The 17,167-nt window shown below is 51.5% G+C and carries 21 protein-coding genes and 1 riboswitch; of the genes, 4 read left to right on the top strand and 17 right to left on the bottom strand.

What is annotated here, in order from left to right:
• Positions 1-11 precede the first annotated feature (11 nt).
• The 5 genes from O1Q74_RS14235 to O1Q74_RS14215 all read right to left on the bottom strand — a co-directional run bounded on the left by O1Q74_RS14235 (position 12) and on the right by O1Q74_RS14215 (position 4,488).
• Positions 12-659: a 3-oxoacid CoA-transferase subunit B gene (locus O1Q74_RS14235; RefSeq protein ID WP_271874012.1), complete on the bottom strand. Its 648-nt coding sequence runs from the start codon at positions 657-659 to the stop codon at positions 12-14.
• Positions 659-1,315: an acetate CoA-transferase subunit alpha gene (gene atoD, locus O1Q74_RS14230; protein WP_271878930.1), complete on the bottom strand. Its 657-nt coding sequence runs from the start codon at positions 1,313-1,315 to the stop codon at positions 659-661. Before atoD ends, O1Q74_RS14235 begins: the two co-directional genes overlap by 1 nt.
• A 149-nt stretch (positions 1,316-1,464) precedes the next feature.
• Complete coding sequence (locus O1Q74_RS14225) at positions 1,465-1,764, bottom strand: AtuA-related protein (protein ID WP_180742329.1); 300 nt, start codon at positions 1,762-1,764, stop codon at positions 1,465-1,467.
• A complete protein-coding gene (locus O1Q74_RS14220; RefSeq protein WP_271874007.1) occupies positions 1,764-3,104 on the bottom strand; it encodes an acyclic terpene utilization AtuA family protein in 1,341 nt (446 codons plus the stop codon). Before O1Q74_RS14220 ends, O1Q74_RS14225 begins: the two co-directional genes overlap by 1 nt.
• Before the next feature lie 61 nt (positions 3,105-3,165).
• A complete protein-coding gene (locus tag O1Q74_RS14215; RefSeq protein WP_271874004.1) occupies positions 3,166-4,488 on the bottom strand; it encodes a CitMHS family transporter in 1,323 nt (440 codons plus the stop codon).
• Between the two features lie 482 nt (positions 4,489-4,970).
• On the opposite strand from O1Q74_RS14215, the gene O1Q74_RS14210 reads away from it, so the two are divergent.
• Positions 4,971-5,870 carry a LysR family transcriptional regulator gene (locus O1Q74_RS14210; RefSeq protein ID WP_271874002.1) on the top strand — a complete coding sequence of 300 codons (900 nt, stop codon included), beginning with the start codon at positions 4,971-4,973 and terminating at the stop codon, positions 5,868-5,870.
• Between the two features lie 63 nt (positions 5,871-5,933).
• Here the strand turns inward: O1Q74_RS14210 and O1Q74_RS14205 are convergent, their stop codons facing one another.
• The 4 genes from O1Q74_RS14205 to O1Q74_RS14190 are packed head-to-tail and all read right to left on the bottom strand — an operon-like array spanning position 5,934 to position 8,305.
• Complete coding sequence (locus O1Q74_RS14205; RefSeq protein ID WP_015839454.1) at positions 5,934-6,125, bottom strand: YpfN family protein; 192 nt, start codon at positions 6,123-6,125, stop codon at positions 5,934-5,936.
• 2 nt (positions 6,126-6,127) lie between these two features.
• Positions 6,128-6,802: a M15 family metallopeptidase gene (locus O1Q74_RS14200; RefSeq protein ID WP_271873996.1), complete on the bottom strand. Its 675-nt coding sequence runs from the start codon at positions 6,800-6,802 to the stop codon at positions 6,128-6,130.
• The gene (dapE, locus tag O1Q74_RS14195; protein WP_271873994.1) at positions 6,799-7,926 is read right to left on the bottom strand and encodes a succinyl-diaminopimelate desuccinylase; all 1,128 of its coding nucleotides are present in this window, start codon (positions 7,924-7,926) and stop codon (positions 6,799-6,801) included. The genes O1Q74_RS14200 and dapE overlap by 4 nt, the downstream gene beginning before the upstream one ends.
• A 1-nt stretch (position 7,927) precedes the next feature.
• On the bottom strand, positions 7,928-8,305 hold the full coding sequence (locus O1Q74_RS14190) for an ArsC family reductase (RefSeq protein ID WP_271873991.1): 378 nt from the start codon (positions 8,303-8,305) through the stop codon (positions 7,928-7,930).
• A gap of 233 nt (positions 8,306-8,538) precedes the next feature.
• Between O1Q74_RS14190 and ypfM the strand changes: the two genes are divergently transcribed.
• Entirely contained in the window at positions 8,539-8,598 is a 60-nt protein-coding gene (gene ypfM / locus O1Q74_RS20380) for a protein YpfM (RefSeq protein ID WP_137739554.1), read from the top strand.
• Positions 8,599-8,763: 165 nt separating this feature from the next.
• Here the strand turns inward: ypfM and O1Q74_RS14185 are convergent, their stop codons facing one another.
• Positions 8,764-9,474 (bottom strand): aspartate/glutamate racemase family protein, encoded by a 711-nt coding sequence (locus O1Q74_RS14185; protein WP_271873988.1) that lies wholly within the window; start codon positions 9,472-9,474, stop codon positions 8,764-8,766.
• Positions 9,475-9,692: 218 nt separating this feature from the next.
• On the opposite strand from O1Q74_RS14185, the gene cspE reads away from it, so the two are divergent.
• Positions 9,693-9,902, top strand: coding sequence for a transcription antiterminator/RNA stability regulator CspE (gene cspE, locus O1Q74_RS14180; RefSeq protein ID WP_271873985.1), 210 nt, complete (start codon positions 9,693-9,695; stop codon positions 9,900-9,902).
• Positions 9,903-10,000: 98 nt separating this feature from the next.
• Here cspE and crcB read toward each other — a convergent pair whose 3' ends face one another.
• Positions 10,001-10,384 (bottom strand): fluoride efflux transporter CrcB, encoded by a 384-nt coding sequence (crcB, locus tag O1Q74_RS14175; protein ID WP_271873984.1) that lies wholly within the window; start codon positions 10,382-10,384, stop codon positions 10,001-10,003.
• A gap of 100 nt (positions 10,385-10,484) precedes the next feature.
• Positions 10,485-10,587, bottom strand: a riboswitch (Fluoride riboswitch).
• 258 nt (positions 10,588-10,845) lie between these two features.
• Between crcB and tatA the strand changes: the two genes are divergently transcribed.
• Positions 10,846-11,043: a Sec-independent protein translocase subunit TatA gene (tatA, locus tag O1Q74_RS14170; protein ID WP_015839460.1), complete on the top strand. Its 198-nt coding sequence runs from the start codon at positions 10,846-10,848 to the stop codon at positions 11,041-11,043.
• Positions 11,044-11,125: 82 nt separating this feature from the next.
• On the opposite strand, the gene lipA is transcribed toward tatA, so the two are convergent.
• From lipA to mrdB, 6 genes are all read right to left on the bottom strand, one after another.
• Positions 11,126-12,091, bottom strand: a complete 966-nt coding sequence (gene lipA, locus O1Q74_RS14165) for a lipoyl synthase (protein ID WP_225087311.1) — start codon at positions 12,089-12,091, stop codon at positions 11,126-11,128.
• A gap of 227 nt (positions 12,092-12,318) precedes the next feature.
• A complete protein-coding gene (gene lipB / locus O1Q74_RS14160; protein WP_271873982.1) occupies positions 12,319-13,002 on the bottom strand; it encodes a lipoyl(octanoyl) transferase LipB in 684 nt (227 codons plus the stop codon).
• Between the two features lie 121 nt (positions 13,003-13,123).
• Positions 13,124-13,387, bottom strand: coding sequence for a DUF493 family protein YbeD (gene ybeD / locus O1Q74_RS14155; RefSeq protein ID WP_005976281.1), 264 nt, complete (start codon positions 13,385-13,387; stop codon positions 13,124-13,126).
• A 150-nt stretch (positions 13,388-13,537) separates the two neighbouring features.
• Positions 13,538-14,749, bottom strand: coding sequence for a D-alanyl-D-alanine carboxypeptidase DacA (gene dacA, locus O1Q74_RS14150; RefSeq protein WP_225087313.1), 1,212 nt, complete (start codon positions 14,747-14,749; stop codon positions 13,538-13,540).
• Between the two features lie 166 nt (positions 14,750-14,915).
• A complete protein-coding gene (gene rlpA / locus O1Q74_RS14145; RefSeq protein WP_271873976.1) occupies positions 14,916-16,034 on the bottom strand; it encodes an endolytic peptidoglycan transglycosylase RlpA in 1,119 nt (372 codons plus the stop codon).
• Between the two features lie 13 nt (positions 16,035-16,047).
• Positions 16,048-17,160 (bottom strand): peptidoglycan glycosyltransferase MrdB, encoded by a 1,113-nt coding sequence (gene mrdB, locus O1Q74_RS14140; RefSeq protein WP_271873974.1) that lies wholly within the window; start codon positions 17,158-17,160, stop codon positions 16,048-16,050.
• Positions 17,161-17,167 lie beyond the last annotated feature (7 nt).

The raw sequence follows: 17,167 nt of genomic DNA, 5'->3' as shown, positions 1-17,167 counted from the left end.
GATCGCCTCGATTAATGAATACTGAACGGTTTTAAATCGGCGGACACGGTAAAGTTCGCCTCGGTTTTCTGGCGTAGTTCGTCCACGGTGATGTCGGGGCTGATCTCAGTCAGCACCATTTGTTTGTTGATGAATTGGAAGACGGCTAACTCGGTGACGACCATGCTGACTTTATTGGCGGCCGTCAGCGGGTAGGTGCACTGGTGTAACAGCTTGGCATCGCCATTTTTGGCACAGTGTTCAAGCGCGATAATGACCTTCTTCGCGCCGACAACCAGATCCATCGCCCCGCCCATACCGGGCACCATTTTCCCCGGCACCATCCAGTTGGCGAGGTTGCCGTGCTCATCGACCTGCAAGCCGCCGAGTACACAAACATCGACATGGCCGCCGCGAATCAGCGCGAAAGAAAAAGCGCTATCGAACATGGCGGCACCGGGCACCATGCCACAGGGTTGTCCCCCGGCGTTGACCAGATTGCTGTCGGGTTCAGTGACCGCGCCTAAGCCCAAAAAGCCATTCTCTGACTGAAAGGTAACTTCAATCCCGTGTGGCACGTAATTCGCCACTTTGGTGGGCAAACCAATCCCTAAATTCACCACATCACCGTTTTTTAATTCCAGTGCGACGCGGCGAGCGATTAATTCTTTCGCATCCATTATTTTTCTCCCACATAAAGGTGATCAACCAGCGCCGCTGGGGTAACAATGCATTCTGGGGCTAACTGGCCAACCGGAATAACCTGCTCACATTGCGCGACGACTTTCTTTGCGGCGAGTGCAATGAGCGGGTTAAAATTACGGGCGGTGAGGTGATAAATAAGGTTTCCGCGGGTGTCGGCAATACTAGCCTGTAATATGGCGAGATCTGCCGTAATCGGCAGTTCTAATAAATAAGTAATATCGTTAATCGTTATTTTTTGTTTATTTTCTTCAACGATGGTGCCAACGCCAGTGGGTGTCAAAAAGCCACCCAAACCCGCGCCACCGCTGCGAATACGTTCTGCCAACGTCCCTTGTGGCACCAACTCTACGTCTAATTCGCCGGAGATCATGCGACGTCCGGTTTCTGGGTTTGTACCAATATGTGAAGCAATCACTTTCTTCACCTGACCATTGGCAATTAACGGCCCAACGCCGGTATCGACAAATCCGGTGTCATTTCCGATCAGGGTTAAATCAGAGACGCCGGATTTAATGATCTCATCTACCAATAATTTCGGTGTTCCGACGCCCATAAAACCACCGAACATAATTGTCATTCCGTTAAATAAATAAGAACGGAAATGGCTGGCATCAATGACTTTATTATTCATTGCCTGTTTACTCTGAAAGTTATTTCTCTGAAAAATGGCCGCACGACTCCCTACAGGTAAATAAATACCTGTCAATCGTGGTGGCGGATGTTCGTTGTTTAGGGAAAGGGTGGAGAATAGATAAATTCCACCCTTTCCCTGTTATCGAATTAAATATCGATATCCAGTATGGCCGAGCTTAACCCTTTGCCATGCATGTCCAGCGCCAGCGAACGTGTAACGCCGCCGCCCAATGCACCATACATGACGAAGTTCAGCGCGCCGATAGCGGGGAGCTCATAGCGGACAACCTCACCCGTTACGATATCGGCAAACCAATCCTTCACTTTCTCGGCCGTGATCGTCTCTTTCAGCACCTCATAATCTTCCGCCCGGTAAGCAATCAGCGAAATATTGGAGGTATTTCCTTTATCGCCGGTACGAGAGTGGGCAATTTCACGTAGTTTCATTATTTAATCTCCAGATAATCAACGGCTGGTGTGACGCAGGCGCGAGACAGCAGGGTGGAATCCATCGCCAGTATTTCTTTCACCGCTTTGTTAACACCGCCGCCGCCTGCCGGGCCGTTGGTATAGAGCGTTTCAACTTCGTTACCCACTTTCACCGCTTGCGCTCTGGAGGTGCAGCGTGCCGCGACGCGAGCGCGGACTTCATACGGTTCGCTGCGTTGCGACCGCTGTGCGCCGTGCAGTGAATCAACGCCGATCAGGTCATAGCGCACTTCCTGAAAATCGATCTGGCACACCGCAAAGCGCCCTTTGACGATATCCAGCGCTAAACGGCCGCGTGCGACGGCACCGGGGCCGGCGTAAGAAATTTCGCCTTCGCCGATGAAGCCGTCCTGATAGCCGACAGACACTTTCAGCGTGTCGGTTTTTGCGCGCCCGGTGGCACCCTGTACGCGCACGCGGTTTTCACCGTCTTGCGTAAAGGTGACGTGGCTGAAATCGGCAATCACGTCTGGGGTAATGTAGCTGTCCGGGCGGTGGATCTCATACAGCAGCTGTTCTTTACAGGTATCCACGCAGACGCAGCCGCCGGAACCTTCAACTTTGGTAATGACGGCACTGCCGTCTTCGCTAATTTCTGCAATCGGAAAGCCCAGACGATCGAGGTGAGGGATGTCCTTAACGCCAGGATCGGCATAGTAACCACCGGTGATTTGACCCGCGCACTCCAACAGATGGCCGAGACAGGTGCCTTTGCCTAAACGATCCCAGTCATCGGCCGCCCAGTTGAATTCATACATCATGGCGGACAGGAACAGAGATGGATCGGAAACGCGACCGGCAATAATCACATCCGCACCCTGACGCAGCGCTTCTACCAGCGCATCGGCGCCGAGATAGGCATTGGCGGAAAGAATGTCTTTGCCGCAGCGTGAAACAGGCTGACCCATCTCATCCAGCTTGGAATCCTGCGCAATCAGTACCGAGTGCACATCATCACCGGTAACGACGGCGATTTTCAGCTTCTCTGCACCCAGCTCTTTGGCGATGTCCAATACGCGCTGACCCGCGGCAACGGGGTTCGCCGAGCCCATATTGGTGATGATTTTGATGCCTTTTTCCAGGCAGAGCGGCAGCACAGCGTGCATACGGTCGGCCAGTAGTTCGTTGTAGCCTTTTTCCGGGTTCTGCTGCTTCTGTTTTTGGCCGATGGCGATAGTGCGTTCTGCCAGACATTCAAATACCAGATACTGAATGTCGCCTTTTTGAGCCAGTTCTACGGCCGGTTCGATGCGATCGCCAGCATAGCCAGCGCCGGAACCAATACGAATTGTCTTCATAAACTTACCTTTATCAATGAAATGTGTCTGTTGGCGTCATCAATGGGAAACGGTACGTTCCCTACAGGGGAAAGACCCCGAAGATGACGCAGGCGAACGTCATGATGACGCTGGCGGCCCAGAGCACAGGGATAGAGAACTTCTGGTGGTCGGCGAGATCGACACCCGCCAGACTGACCAGGAGGAAGGTGGCCGGCGTCAGCGGGCTAACCGGGAAGCCTGTGGTCATCTGTCCTAATACGGAAGCCTGCGCGACCTGAATCGGCGGTACGCCCAGCATGTCCACGGTGTGGGCAATGACTGGCATGATGCCGAAGTAATACGAATCAGGGTCAAACACCAGACTCAGCGGCATGGAGATCAGGCCGACGATAAACGGAATGTGGGAGGCAAAAGATTCCGGTACAAAGCTGACTGCCGAGAGCGACATGGCTTTCAGCATACCGGTGCCGCTCATGATGCCGGTGAACGCGCCCGCAGCAAACAGGATGCTGGCCATCATCAGCGCGGCTTTGGCATGGGCATTAATACGCTCTTTCTGCATTTCAACGTTGGGGTAGTTGAACATCAGTGCCAGCGTCAGCGCGATCATGAAGGCGACCGTAGGGGAAATTTTGGTAAACACCATGGTGCCGATAACGGCAAGCACCAGCGCGATGTTGACCCAGAACATCTTCGGACGACGCAGCGCTTTTTCGGCATCGGTCAGCTCTTTTACATGTGCTTCAGCCATGATGGACTGCGTGCCGCCAGCCAGCGGATTACCCGATGCCAATCCCAAACGCTTCTCTTCTTTCTTGCCCCAGTAATAGCCCATGAGCACCATGAAGGTCAGGCCGCAAAGCTGTGCGGGGATAAGCGGAATAAACAGGTCGTGCGTCGTGGTGTTTAACGCGGCGGCGGCGCGGATCATCGGCCCGGTCCACGGCAGGAAGTTAACACCGGCGCTGAGCGCGGTAATGCCAACCAGAATGCGTTTATCCATGCCGAGCTTATTAAACAACGGCAGCATGGCGGGAATCGTGATCAGGAAGGTGACGGCACCGTTACCGTCCAGGTGCGCGATCAATGCTAGGACGCCTGTGCCGATAATGATTTTTACCGGGCTGGTGCCGACCATGCGTAAGATCCCCTTGATGATAGGATCAAACATGCCGGCATCGGTGACGACACCGAAGAAGGCAATGGCAAAAACAAACATCGCCGCCATCGGGGCCAGTTTGGTGATGCCGTCCACCACGTATTTCGCGGTATCGGTGCCGCTGCCTGCCGCGAGCGCGCCCAGAACGGGAATAACGATAAGCGCCACCAGAGGCGACATTCGTTTGGTCATGATGAAAAAGAGCAGGGTGGCTATGGTTAGCACCCCGATGAGAGCTAGCATAAAAGTTCCTCTTTAATAATATATTTGTATGTTGCCTATTTTTTTATTTACAATAAATTAAACAACTCAATAACAATTCTTGTCATAATTAACAAAACAAATGAGTGCTTACTCCAGAGCCATTTGATTTTTTGTCTGCACTATTTTTATCACCCTCAACCCGCTTTATACTAACTCGTAATCGCAATGGTTTTATTCGTAAATCTGATGGGTTTATTTTATTTGTTAATGGTATTAACTCTTTCGATTTTCTTATTAATTCCTAATTGATTGATTTTGTTTGCTTAATCGATATTTTTTGCGTAATTGTTTTTTATGATTTGTGATATTTATCCAGAATGTCCATTTTTATGAGTAGTGGGCTGTGTTTGAATGGAATTAAATAAATGCGGGAAGGATCATAAAAATGGTAGTTGCCGATTTTTTTTATTGAATTTGTTCCTTTCTTACCGGAGACTTCATTTTATTTATATAAAAACACTATGAACTTATCGATAAAACAATTACGAGCCTTTATCGCGTTGACGGAAACTGATAATTTCACGCGCGCTGCTCAGAAAATAAATCTCTCTCAGCCAGCATTTAGTTCATTAATCGCCGGATTGGAGGAAGAGGTCGGCTATCGGCTATTTGATCGCGATACACGTAAAGTGCAACTCAACGCCGATGGCCTTCATTTCATTGATATTGCCCGTCGTCTGGTGCAAATCCATGATGATGCCGTCGGTGAGATCAAGTCGTATGCCACGGGGTACAAGGGAAAGATTGTGCTGGCGGTATTGCCGTCAATGGCGGTGGAATGGTTGCCTCAGGTGCTGGCGCAATATCACCGTGCTTATCCCAAGATTAAGGTTGAACTGCTGGATACACAGTGGGATCGCTGCCTGAAAGCGGTGCTGGATGGGCGCGCCGATCTGGCGCTGACAGCAGGGCAGCCGTCGCCGGGAACATTCAGCTCTCGCATGCTGTTTGCCGACAGTTTTTACCTGATCTGCCAGAACTCGCACCCGCTGGCGCAGCGCGACAGTGTTGATGTGGCCGATGTGGCGCAATACCCGTTTGTCGGGTTTTGCAAAGGCACCAGCATTCGGCAGTACACCGATCAGCTTATCGAGCCGGAAGGTTTTAACTACGTGCTGGAAGTGCGTCAGTTGACCACCATGATGGGGCTGGTGGCGGCAAATTATGGTGTGAGTATTGTGACGGGGCTGACGCTGTTCCAGTTTCAGCACAAAGACATTGCGATTATTCCGTTTCGGGATTTATCGCTGCAGCGCGGTATCTATCTGGTGACGGATAGGGAGCGTCAGCTTTCAGTATGTGCGAAAGAGTTTTATGATTTTCTTCTGGAGCGGGCGGAAAGTTTTGTTCCCGCCGCGTGAGAATCCAAACTGCCCGCAGCGCGGGGTTTAGCTCGCGTGCAGGCGGTTTGGTGATGACTGAGATCAGGGTTTTTTCTTCGGCCAGTCGTCGTCTTCATCGTCCCATTTGTCGTTGTTGTCACGATGTGGGGGCAATTTGGGTTTGTTGAGCAGAAAACGCGTATGGTCAACATTACGCAATTCTTTGATGCCGTTAATCAGCATGCCTATCAGGATAATCAGAATTATCCACCAGTAATCAGCCAGCCATGCCATGGTTACGCCTCATCAACATTATGAATATAACGGGTAAACAGCTGCGGCAAGTGCTGGCAAAGCCAGTGGTAGCCTGCAATATCTTCATCTTGCCAGGCGGCAAGGATGAGATCGGGTGTAAGCTGTTCTTCCGCATACTGTGCTAATGGATAATAGCTGATATGCCAGGGTTCGACTGCGACACCGCCGAGATCGTGCGCATAAGGCCGATAAAAACCGTATTCATGCATGTGCGCGCTCATCCACGCGTTCAATGCGGCAAAATAACCGCCTTCTTCATATTCCCACGGTTCTAGTTGGAGCGAGCTGCCTGCGGGTAATAAATCGGGATCGTAGATATCGAGATCGCTGCCCCAGTGGTGGCGGCTGGAGCCGGGCATTGCTGACCAGCGTAGAATCGCTTCACAGCGATCGCCTTCGTCCAAAGACGACACATCCAGCGGCTGGCTGTTGGCATCCATGACGGGACGCTCGCCGCGGAACTTGCCATTCCAGATCTGACGCTGGCGCTCGAAATCACGGAACGTACTGGCTGGTTGCAGGTTAAATCCCGCCGTCTTTGCTGCCAGCTGTAGCGCCAGAAACGCGGTTACCGCTTCTGGCTGAAGGCGATGGCGACCGTCTAAAGCAACCAGATGCTGGTCGCTTTTACCGGTTAACATAGCTGACGTCATCATGCGATGAGCTGCTCCATAATGCGCTGGTACATGCGGCTTAGCAGTTGCAGATCTGCGGCGCTGACGCATTCGTCCACTTTATGGATCGTGGCATTAACGGGGCCCAGTTCAACCACCTGCGCGCCCATACGTGCGATGAAGCGGCCATCGGAAGTGCCACCATTCGTCAGTAGCTCTGGGGTAACCTCATTGTAGTGTTTGACGGCATTTACCACGGCATCGACCAGTTCGCCGCGTGCGGTCAGGAATGGTTGGCCGGAAAGCTTCCAGTCAATGGTGTAATTGAGCTGGTGGCGATCCAGCAGTTCCGCGACGCGCTGCTGGATTAACACATCCGTTAATTCGGTGCTGAAACGGAAATTAAACTGCACAAACAGTTCGCCGGGGATGACGTTATTGCTGCCGGTGCCTGCCTGAATATTGGCAATCTGCATGGTGGTTGGTGGGAAGAAATCGTTGCCCCGATCCCATTCGGTGGCGATCAGCTCGTTCAGTGCTGGTGCTGCACGATGAACAGGGTTGTCCGCCAGATGAGGGTAGGCAACGTGCCCCTGTACGCCGTGTACGCGCAGGTTCGCTGTGATGGAGCCACGACGGCCATTTTTTACCACATCGCCCACAACATGCGTACTCGACGGCTCACCGACCAGACAGTAGTCCAGGCGTTCGTTGCGTGCCATCAGCGCCTCAACCACTTTTACCGTGCCGTTAACGGCGCTGGCTTCTTCGTCCGACGTAATCAGGAACGCAAGACGCCCTTGATGATTTGGGTTAGCGGCGACAAAGCGCTCGGCGGCAATCACCATTGCGGCCAGCGAACCTTTCATATCCGCGGCACCGCGGCCGTACAGCATACCGTCACGGATGATCGGCTCAAACGGTGGGTGCTGCCAGTGGCTTTCATCGCCGCTGGGAACCACATCGGTGTGTCCTGCGAAGGCCAGCGTTTTTCCTGTGCCGCGCCATGCCCAGAAATTTTGGGTATCGCCAAAATCCATTGCTTCGACGGTAAAGCCCATCGCCGTCAGGCGTTCAATCATGAGCGCCTGGCAGCCCTCGTCGTTCGGGCTGAGGGAAGGGCGTTTAATTAACTGTTGAGCGAGCTCTATGACTGGGCAAGACACGTTATTTTTTCTCCGCAATAAATTTCTGGTAGCTGTCGATACTGAACCCCAGCAGCGCGTTGCCGTCATCGGCAATCAGCAATGGTCGTTTAATCACCGCTGGTTGTTCCAGCATCAGGTTTTTGGCGGCCTCTGCGCTGTCGTGAGTATCGCTGTTGATTAATTCACGTAGCTCCTCACTAAGCTTACGCCAGGTCGTTCCGCGTGTATTGAGTAAGGCCTGAAACCCCAGTTGGTCGATAAAACGCTGTAGCTGCTGTTCATCCAGACCGTCGGCACGATAATCATGGAAGCGATACGCCACCTGTTGATCGTCCAGCCAACGGCGCGCTTTCTTTATGGTGTCACAGTTTTTGATGCCGTACATGGTCAGCGCCATAGGGGGAAAATCCTTTCTGCTTATTGGGTTGCATGACGATCGCTGTTCTCAACAGCATGGCCCAACAGGGCCTAATCGGGCGATAGCCCAGCATGCCGAAAAAAGGCGGGGAGATCTACTGTGAACTGTGTAGCAGAAATTAGGAGTAGTACGCTTTTTATACTTTCATAATGCTTTTACCTGATTAAAAAGTGTGCGTATAATGCGTCGCCGTTAATCACCAAGAGGTTCGCATGGTAGAAGTAGAAGTGAGTACTTGGAAAGATTTTATTGAAGCAATGTTACGTAAATAATAACGAGAAGTACTGTTAGTCATTGCATACCAGGAATAAAGTCATACGAATAAGCAGTATTGAGTCTCTCAATACTGCTTTTTTTCTATCCAAAAAGGGGAAACTTGAGTGAATAAAAGAGGGTATTATTAAGCTTGCGAACGAAATCCATTTTATCCAATTAATTCATGTGGATGATTGGTTAAGCGCAAATTTCGCAGCGGCAATTGCGTGAAGCTTACTGGTGTCAAAAAGAGGAACTATCGCATCCTGAGCACTGATTAACAGCGGGATTTCCGTACAACCTAGAATGATGCCTTCCGCGCCTTGCTGTTCAAGTTGCTGGATAATGCCCCGATAGGTTTGCCGCGAGGTGTCGTTAATGTTCCCCAGACACAGTTCGTCGAAAATAATGCGATTAACTTGCTCTCTTGCCGCTGAGTCAGGAACGATAATGTCTATGCCAAATCGATCTTGAATGCGCTGACGATAGAAATCCTGCTCCATGGTGTAGCGGGTTCCCAGTAAACCAACTTTCTTCAATCCGTGCTGTTTCAGGCTGGCACCGGTGGCATCGGCAATATGCAAAAGAGGAAGCTGGCAGGCACGTTCAACGTCATCGGCCACTTTATGCATGGTGTTGGTGCAGATGACGATAGCATCCGCTCCCGCCTGGCGTAATCCCACCGCGATATTGCCGAGCACGGCGGCTGACTGCTCCCAATCACCCTGTGCCTGCAATCGTTCGATCTCATGGAAATCGACGCTGTGCAGGATGATTTTGGCGGAGTGCAGGCCACCAAGTTGGCCTTTTATATACTCGTTGATCATGCGGTAATACGGGATGGTGGATTCCCAACTCATTCCCCCGATCAGACCCAGCGTTTTGCTTACCATGGTGCTTTCCTTCGATATCATAAAAAGTGATGAATCGGCCAGAACCGAGCGCTCTGCGTTCTGCATCGGGTTAAAATAGGGCAGCGAGGTCGTCCGGTATATCTTTTTAGCGATTTTTATCACTTTTTATCCAACTTCAACTGGACAAAAGGCCAATCTATTGTTGTACTGTACCTGACACAGATTTTGTGTCTTTCATTCATGTAAAGGTAAGTTTGATGTCTAAGATTAAAGGTAGTGTTAAGTGGTTTAATGAGTCCAAAGGCTTCGGTTTCATTACTCCTGAAGATGGTACCAAAGATGTGTTCGTACACTTCTCTGCCATCCAGAGCAATGGTTTCAAAACTCTGGCTGAAGGTCAGCGTGTAGAGTTCGAAATCACTGACGGTGCCAAAGGTCCTTCTGCTGCTAACGTTAACGCTATTTAATTATACCGATTTCGTGAAAAACCCGCCGTAGGCGGGTTTTTTTTGCCTCATTTTCCACATGCTATCAATTTTCACGTGCCATCAATTATCAAAAAATATCAGTGCGTTGTCACCCACGTGACCAGAGCAAACGCCAGCGCGGTCATCAGTAGCGATCCTGCCAGATTCAACAGCACATGTAACCCCGCCGCTGCCAGCTGTCCGCTTTGCAGAAACATGACAACCTCTGCGGAAAAGGTAGAAAACGTCGTTAAGCCGCCGCATAGCCCGGTGGTAATCAACATTTTCCAGTCCTGATCGAGATGAGGATGGCGCATGAAGAAAGCGAGTGCGCCGCCAATAACAAAGGCACCAATCAGGTTGGCAAGCAGGGTGCCCAACGGCAGCGTTGGATACAGATTATTAAACTTCACGCCGAGCTGCCAGCGCGCGACGCTACCCACTCCGCCGCCAATAAATACCGCGAGTAATGTACTAAACATAGAAACCTTTCCTGGCCTGTTTTATTTGGATGCTTTTTACATCGCTTGTTTTTCACGATCTCGGAGAGTATTGGGCAGGACGCTACGCCCTCTCTGCGAGGTGGACGTAGACATCATTAGCCGGGTGGCGGTTGTACCCTGTCTTGCGGCGGTCAGCGTTTTGGCTGCCCAGGGTAGGGAGGAATGTCATCTCCGCATAGTATGGAAGTTTACGCCTCTAGACGGTTTTTTTGTAGTGAGGCTGAGAGGGAAAGTTGTAAAGCAATCTGAATGCGTGCGAAAACGTTCGTATTGCGTCTTACTTTGTTACAGATGGTGATTGTGTCGTGCAGCGTAAGGTTTTACATAGAGGACATAGGATAAAAGAATTTTTCGACAACGATTCTTCGACAATCCTTGTTCGAAAAGTACGTGTTCTCGCTCGCTGGCGTCTCCAGCATCTGTAAATCAGGTAGGTCTGTATGGAAGGTATTAGTATTGCCAAGCTGTTGGTGATTGGCGCATTAATCATTCTGCTGTTCGGTACGAATAAACTTCGTAGCTTAGGCGGTGATTTAGGCGCGGCGATTAAAGGTTTCAAGAAGGCGATGAATGACGATCAGCCGGCAAAGACGGATGATACCGCAGCGCTGAATGATTCGTCGCGCAAAGAATCCTGAGCACGCCTCACACAGCAAAACGGACGGCAATAGCCGTCCGTTTTTTATTCCACACAAAAAATGTGTAAAAAACTATGAGCGCTTATTTTACTTCGATGCCTTTTGCCTGTAGGTCGGCATGGTAGGACGAGCGAACAAATGGACCGCAGGCTGCATGAGTAAAGCCCATCGCCATCGCTTCGGCTTTCATTTCATCGAACTCATCCGGACTGACGTAACGCTGTACCGGCAGGTGATGGCGGCTCGGCTGTAAATATTGTCCCAGCGTCAGCATTGTCACCCCGTGGCGGCGCAGGTCGCGCATGACTTCCACGATTTCCGCATTGGTTTCTCCCAATCCAACCATCAGGCCAGATTTGGTCGGGATATCCGGGTGCGCGTTTTTGAAGTTCTCCAGCAGCTTCAGTGACCACTCATAATTCGCGCCAGGGCGAACCTGACGATAAACGCGTGGTACGTTTTCCAGATTGTGGTTGAACACATCTGGCGGCGTGGCGGTCAGGATCTCTAACGCGCGATCCATACGACCACGGAAGTCTGGTACCAGCGTTTCGATGCGGATATTCGGGTTTTTACGGCGAATGGCGCTAATGCAGTCTGCAAAGTGCTGTGCTCCGCCATCGCGCAGGTCATCACGGTCAACCGAAGTGATCACCACATAGCGTAAGCCCATGTCATGGATGGTCTGTGCCAGTTTCTCAGGCTCATTGGCATCCGGCGTAAGCGGGCGGCCGTGGGCAACGTCACAGAATGGGCAGCGACGCGTACAGATGGCACCCAGAATCATGAAAGTCGCGGTGCCGTGGTTAAAACACTCTGCCAGATTAGGACAAGACGCTTCTTCACAAACTGAGTGCAACCCGTTTTTGCGCATGGCTGCTTTGATGCCCTGAATACGGCTCGAATCTGCCGGAAGTTTAATCTTCATCCATTCAGGTTTGCGCAGAATCTCTTGGCGTTCGGTAACGACGGTACGTACCGGGATTAGCGCCATCTTATCGGCATCGCGGTATTTGACGCCGCGTTCGATCTGAATCGGTTTACTCATGTTTGCGTAAGTTCCAGTTCTGAATCGTTTCTTTAAATTTGTTATCCAAATTCAAAGGATTATGTTTTTGGTTAAACTTTTTTTTAAAAAACTCTAAAAATTATATCATCTTGCCTAACCACAATCAGCCTTTGCGCGATCAAAATGAATAAATTATGTGAATAAAATGTAATTTATCAAGATGCGATCGCCTAACTGGTTAATTTTCATCGACAGGATGAAACCTGTTAACCAGGAAGCGGCTCACTCTGAGCCTCCATATTCCACGGAATAAACTCGGGTGCGGAATAGCCAACTAATTGCAAAAAGGTGTTCACCAGCACGGGGGCGGTGTCATCCAACGTGACGCCCGCCACCAGATCGCTGATTTGCGTCATCTCCATTCCGGCATAACCACACGGGTTGATGCGCAGGAAAGGGGAGAGATCCATGGCGATATTGAGCGCCAGCCCGTGGAACGAGCAGCCTTTGCGAATGCGCAGTCCTAACGAACAGATTTTACGCTCCCCCACGTAGACGCCGGGCGCATCAGGGCGCGCATGGGCTTCGATCTTGAAGTGTGCCAGTGTGCCAATTACGGTATCTTCTATCGCGGTGACGAGCTGGCGCACGCCGAGCTTGCGGCGCTTCAGGTCAATCAACACGTACATAACCTGCTGACCGGGGCCGTGGTAGGTCACCTGACCGCCTCTGTCGCTCTGAATCACGGGAATGTCGCCGGGCATGAGGACATGTTCGGCTTTGCCCGCCTGACCTTGCGTGAATACGCGAGGATGTTGAACCAGCCAGAGTTCGTCTGGGGTATTCTCATCACGTCGATCGGTGAAATTATGCATCGCCAGAGAGACGGGTTCATACGGTTGTACGTTAAATTGACGTACGATGATCTTATCCTGTAGCAAGTGTGTCATCTTCAGGTTAAGGAAAGGTGGGGGAATTATAACGGCGGGAAGCCTCAGCGAACAGCACGTTGCAAAATTATGTCACGCTCTACCGATTTTCCCGCTCGTTTTTCTTTCAGGACGCTATGCCTTACAGAACCATGCGTACGATATCGATGTTGCCCAGTTCTTCGTACAACGTTTCCACCTGCTCAATGTGTGTCGCTGTGATGGTGATGGAAACGGAGTGATAATTCCCTTTGCTGCTAGGTTTGATCTGCGGCGTGTAGTCGCCTGGCGCATGACGCTGTACCACTTCAACGACCAGATCGACTAACTCTGGTTTTGCCTCACCCATGACCTTGTAGGTAAAAACACAGGGGAATTCAAGCAGTTCGTTTAATTTGGTTTTCATTTGCGCTCCAGAAAAGGGAATACATCGGCGTAATGCCGACTGTATTAGCCACGATATAACGACATTATACTAAAAAATAACACTCCCGCGTTGTGCGGGAGTGATGGATGCTATCTATATGGGGACGTTTTAGCCCCAGACAAGGGGGGATTAGCCGAACCAGTGGTGGAACATCAATTTGATGTAGTCGATCATGCGGCCAAAGATCCCGCCTTCTTTCACTTCGTTCATGACTACCAGCGGGCGCTGGTCGATCGTTTTGCCATCCAGTTGGAAGTTGATGGAACCCACAACCTGATTTTTCGCTAACGGCGCGTGCAGTTCCGTGTTGTCCAGAACGTAGCTGGCTTTCAGATCTTTCATACGGCCACGCGGAATGGTCAGGTACGCATCTTTCTCAACGCCCAGCGCCACGCGGTCACTGTCGCCAAACCAGACCGGTTCGGATGCGAATTCTTTGCCTGCTTTCAGCGGCGCAACGGTTTCAAAGAAGCGGAAGCCCCAGGTCAGCAGCTTTTTACTTTCTGATTCGCGTCCTTTGGCATTACGACCACCGAGTACCGCTGAAATCAGGCGCATCTGACCTTCTGTTGCCGAGGCGACCAGATTAAAGCCAGCTGATGACGTATGACCCGTTTTGATGCCGTCAACATTCAGGCTGGAATCCCACAGCAAACCGTTACGGTTAGGCTGGCGAATGTTGTTGAACGTGAACTCTTTCTCTTTGTAGGTCGCGTACTCTTCTGGCACATCGCGGATCAGCGCCTGGCCGATCAAAGCCATATCGCGCGCTGAACTGAACTGGCCGGGAGCATCCAGACCGTGCACGGTTTCAAAGTTGGTATTTTGCAGACCCAGTGCCTTCACGTAACCGTTCATCAGATTGACGAAAGCGTCCTGGCTGCCGGCAACGTAGTCAGCCATCGCGACGCAGGCATCGTTACCGGATTGCAGGATAATACCGCGGTTTAATTGGGAGACGGGAACACGGTCGCCCGGCTTCAGGAACATCAGGGAAGAGCCCTGGAAGGTTGGGTTGCCGGTTGCCCAGGCATCTTTACCGACGGTAACGATGTCGTTTGGGGTGATTTTTCCTGATTTAATGGCCTGACCAATAACGTAGCTGGTCATCATTTTCGTTAAGCTGGCCGGATCGCGGCGCGTGTCGGCATTCATTTCCGCCAACACTTTCCCAGAGTTGTAATCAATCAGGATGTAGGATTCAGCATCGATTTGCGGAACGCCGGGGATCATCGTTTTGAGATTGATATCTTCGGCATAGGCAAAGGAAGTGGCACTAATGGCGAGCAGTGCGCCAAGCGCAGTACGCTTAGTAAAACGAGACGTGTTTACAGTATTCATGATTGGAACAACAACATCCGTGGGTATGAGTTAAAAAACGAGCCACACTATAGCAGATGGGAAATAGGCCGGCATCAGACATTACGTTACGTGATTTTGCGAAAGGGCGGTATGTTCAATGCCATAGCCGCCGTTTTCGCTGCGCAAGTCTGCCGGTTATTCGCTACTAGAGCGTGCTGGGTGCGGCGGTAATAAACGACTGCTGCTGAGCTTCGACTGACAAACGTTGTTGAAGTTCAGCGGCTTGCTGACGATTCTGGAATGGCCCCAGTTGGATACGATACAGCCCGCCGCTTGCCGTGACTTTACCGGCTACGCGGAAGCGTTCGCTCAGGCTGCGCTGCCAGGTTTGCGCACGCTGCTGATCGCTCAACGCACCGACCTGAACCACGTAGCGACCCGTCGCAGACGGTACCGTTGCGGCGGGCGCGGCAACGCTAGCCGCTGGCGCGACGTTTAGAGGCGCTGCGGATGAGGGCAGTGTTGCCGCTGGCGTCACGCTGGACTCAACCACGCCAGCACGCAGCGCGGAAGGCGCTCCCAAAAAACCACCGCTGTGCGATGGTGCGCTGCTTTGTGGCTGTGTGCTTTCTGCTGGCACACTCAGGTTGCTATTGCTGATTGAGCGAACGGCGTTGTTCGGCGTTGGCGATGTCGCTTCCATCATTGGCGTACCTAGCCCGCTGGCACCGAAGCTTGGGCGTTCCGGCAGGGCGAAGCTTTGCTTAGCGACGGTGGTGCCCACGGTTCCGGGGCCGGAGAGCGTGCCGTCTGGCGCGACGTTGATGAAATCCACTTTTACTTTGGTATTGTTCGAGATGTTCAGCCGATCGCCTGCGGCTTTCGACAGATCGATAATTCTGCCCGGCGTATACGGCCCGCGATCGTTCACACGCACAACCAGACGGCGGCCGTTGCTCAGGTTAGTGACGCGGACATAGCTAGGCAGCGGCAGCGTCGGGTGTGCGGCGGTGATCGCGTTAGGATCAAACGTTTCGCCGATTGACGTACGGTTACCGCTGGCTTCTTCGCCGTACCACGCCGCTAAGCCGGTCTCGCTAAAGTTTTGCGGCTCTTTGACAATTTTATAGGTCTTGCCTTTTATGCTGTAGTCTTGCAACGTCCCCTGATTGTAAGGTTCGTAACGCGGTTCCGCGCCGCCGATCTCTTCGACAGGGCCGCTATAAACCTGAGTCACAGGTGGTGCTGGTTGCCGTTTTTCCGTTGTGGTACAGGCAGTAAGCGCCAGAGTTGCTACGCCGATCCAAAGCCAATCCTTACGCATTGCTCACCTCATGTTATAAATTCTTGGATAGCAGTTTGCGGTGAGTATGTATCGACATGACGATACCGAACCCCGCCATTAAGACGACCAGCGCCGATCCACCGTAGCTGATGAGCGGCAGCGGCACGCCAACAACGGGAAGTATACCGCTTACCATCCCGATATTGACGAAAACATAGAAAAACAGAATCAGCATCAGTCCGCCGACCATCACTCGGCCGAACGAGGTTTGTGCATTCGCTGCAATGACCAGTCCGCGCATGATCATGAACAGATACATCGTGAGCAGAATCAAAACGCCGATTAAGCCAAGCTCTTCTGACAACACGGCAAAAATAAAGTCGGTGTGGCGCTCCGGCAGAAACTCTAACTGAGACTGTGTGCCGTGTAGCCAACCTTTTCCTGATAAACCACCAGAACCTATCGCAATTTTCGACTGAATAATATGGTATCCGGCACCAAGTGGATCGCTTTCTGGATCGAGCAACATCATGACCCTGGCCCGCTGATAATCATGCATCAGGAAAAACCAGAGTATAGGTATAAAAGCGGCGAGTAGCAGGACGGCAATACCAATCAAGCGCCAGCTCATACCAGCGAGGAAAAGCACAAACAGCCCTGATAATGCAATTAGTATCGAGGTGCCCAAATCCGGCTGAGCGGCAACCAGCAGTGTAGGGACAAAAATCAGCACCAGTGCAATTGCTGTATTTTTTAGCGATGGTGGACACATATCACGGTTGATAAAACGGGCAACCATCAGCGGTACGGCGATCTTGGCGATCTCCGATGGCTGAAAGCGGATAAAACCCAGATCCAACCAGCGCTGTGCTCCTTTACTGATTTGTCCAAAAATATCCACGATGAGCAGCAAAATCACGCAAAATACATAGAGGTAGGGAGCCCAGCCCTCATATACGCGGGGCGGGATCTGCGCCATCACGATCATCACCGTAAACCCCAGCATGATTTGAACGACTTTTCGCTCCATCATGCCGACGTCTTGACCGCTGGCGCTCCATAAGACAAATAGGCTATAGCCCAGCAGTGCCAGGATGCAGAGAAGAAACGGAAGATCGATGTGGATTTTCGCCCAGAACGATCCCTTTTGTTGGCTATCGGTCATGACTGTC

Source organism: Pectobacterium sp. A5351, assembly GCF_028335745.1.
Classification (GTDB): Bacteria; Pseudomonadota; Gammaproteobacteria; order Enterobacterales; family Enterobacteriaceae; genus Pectobacterium.
This window is presented reverse-complemented; position numbering and strand designations above follow the sequence as displayed.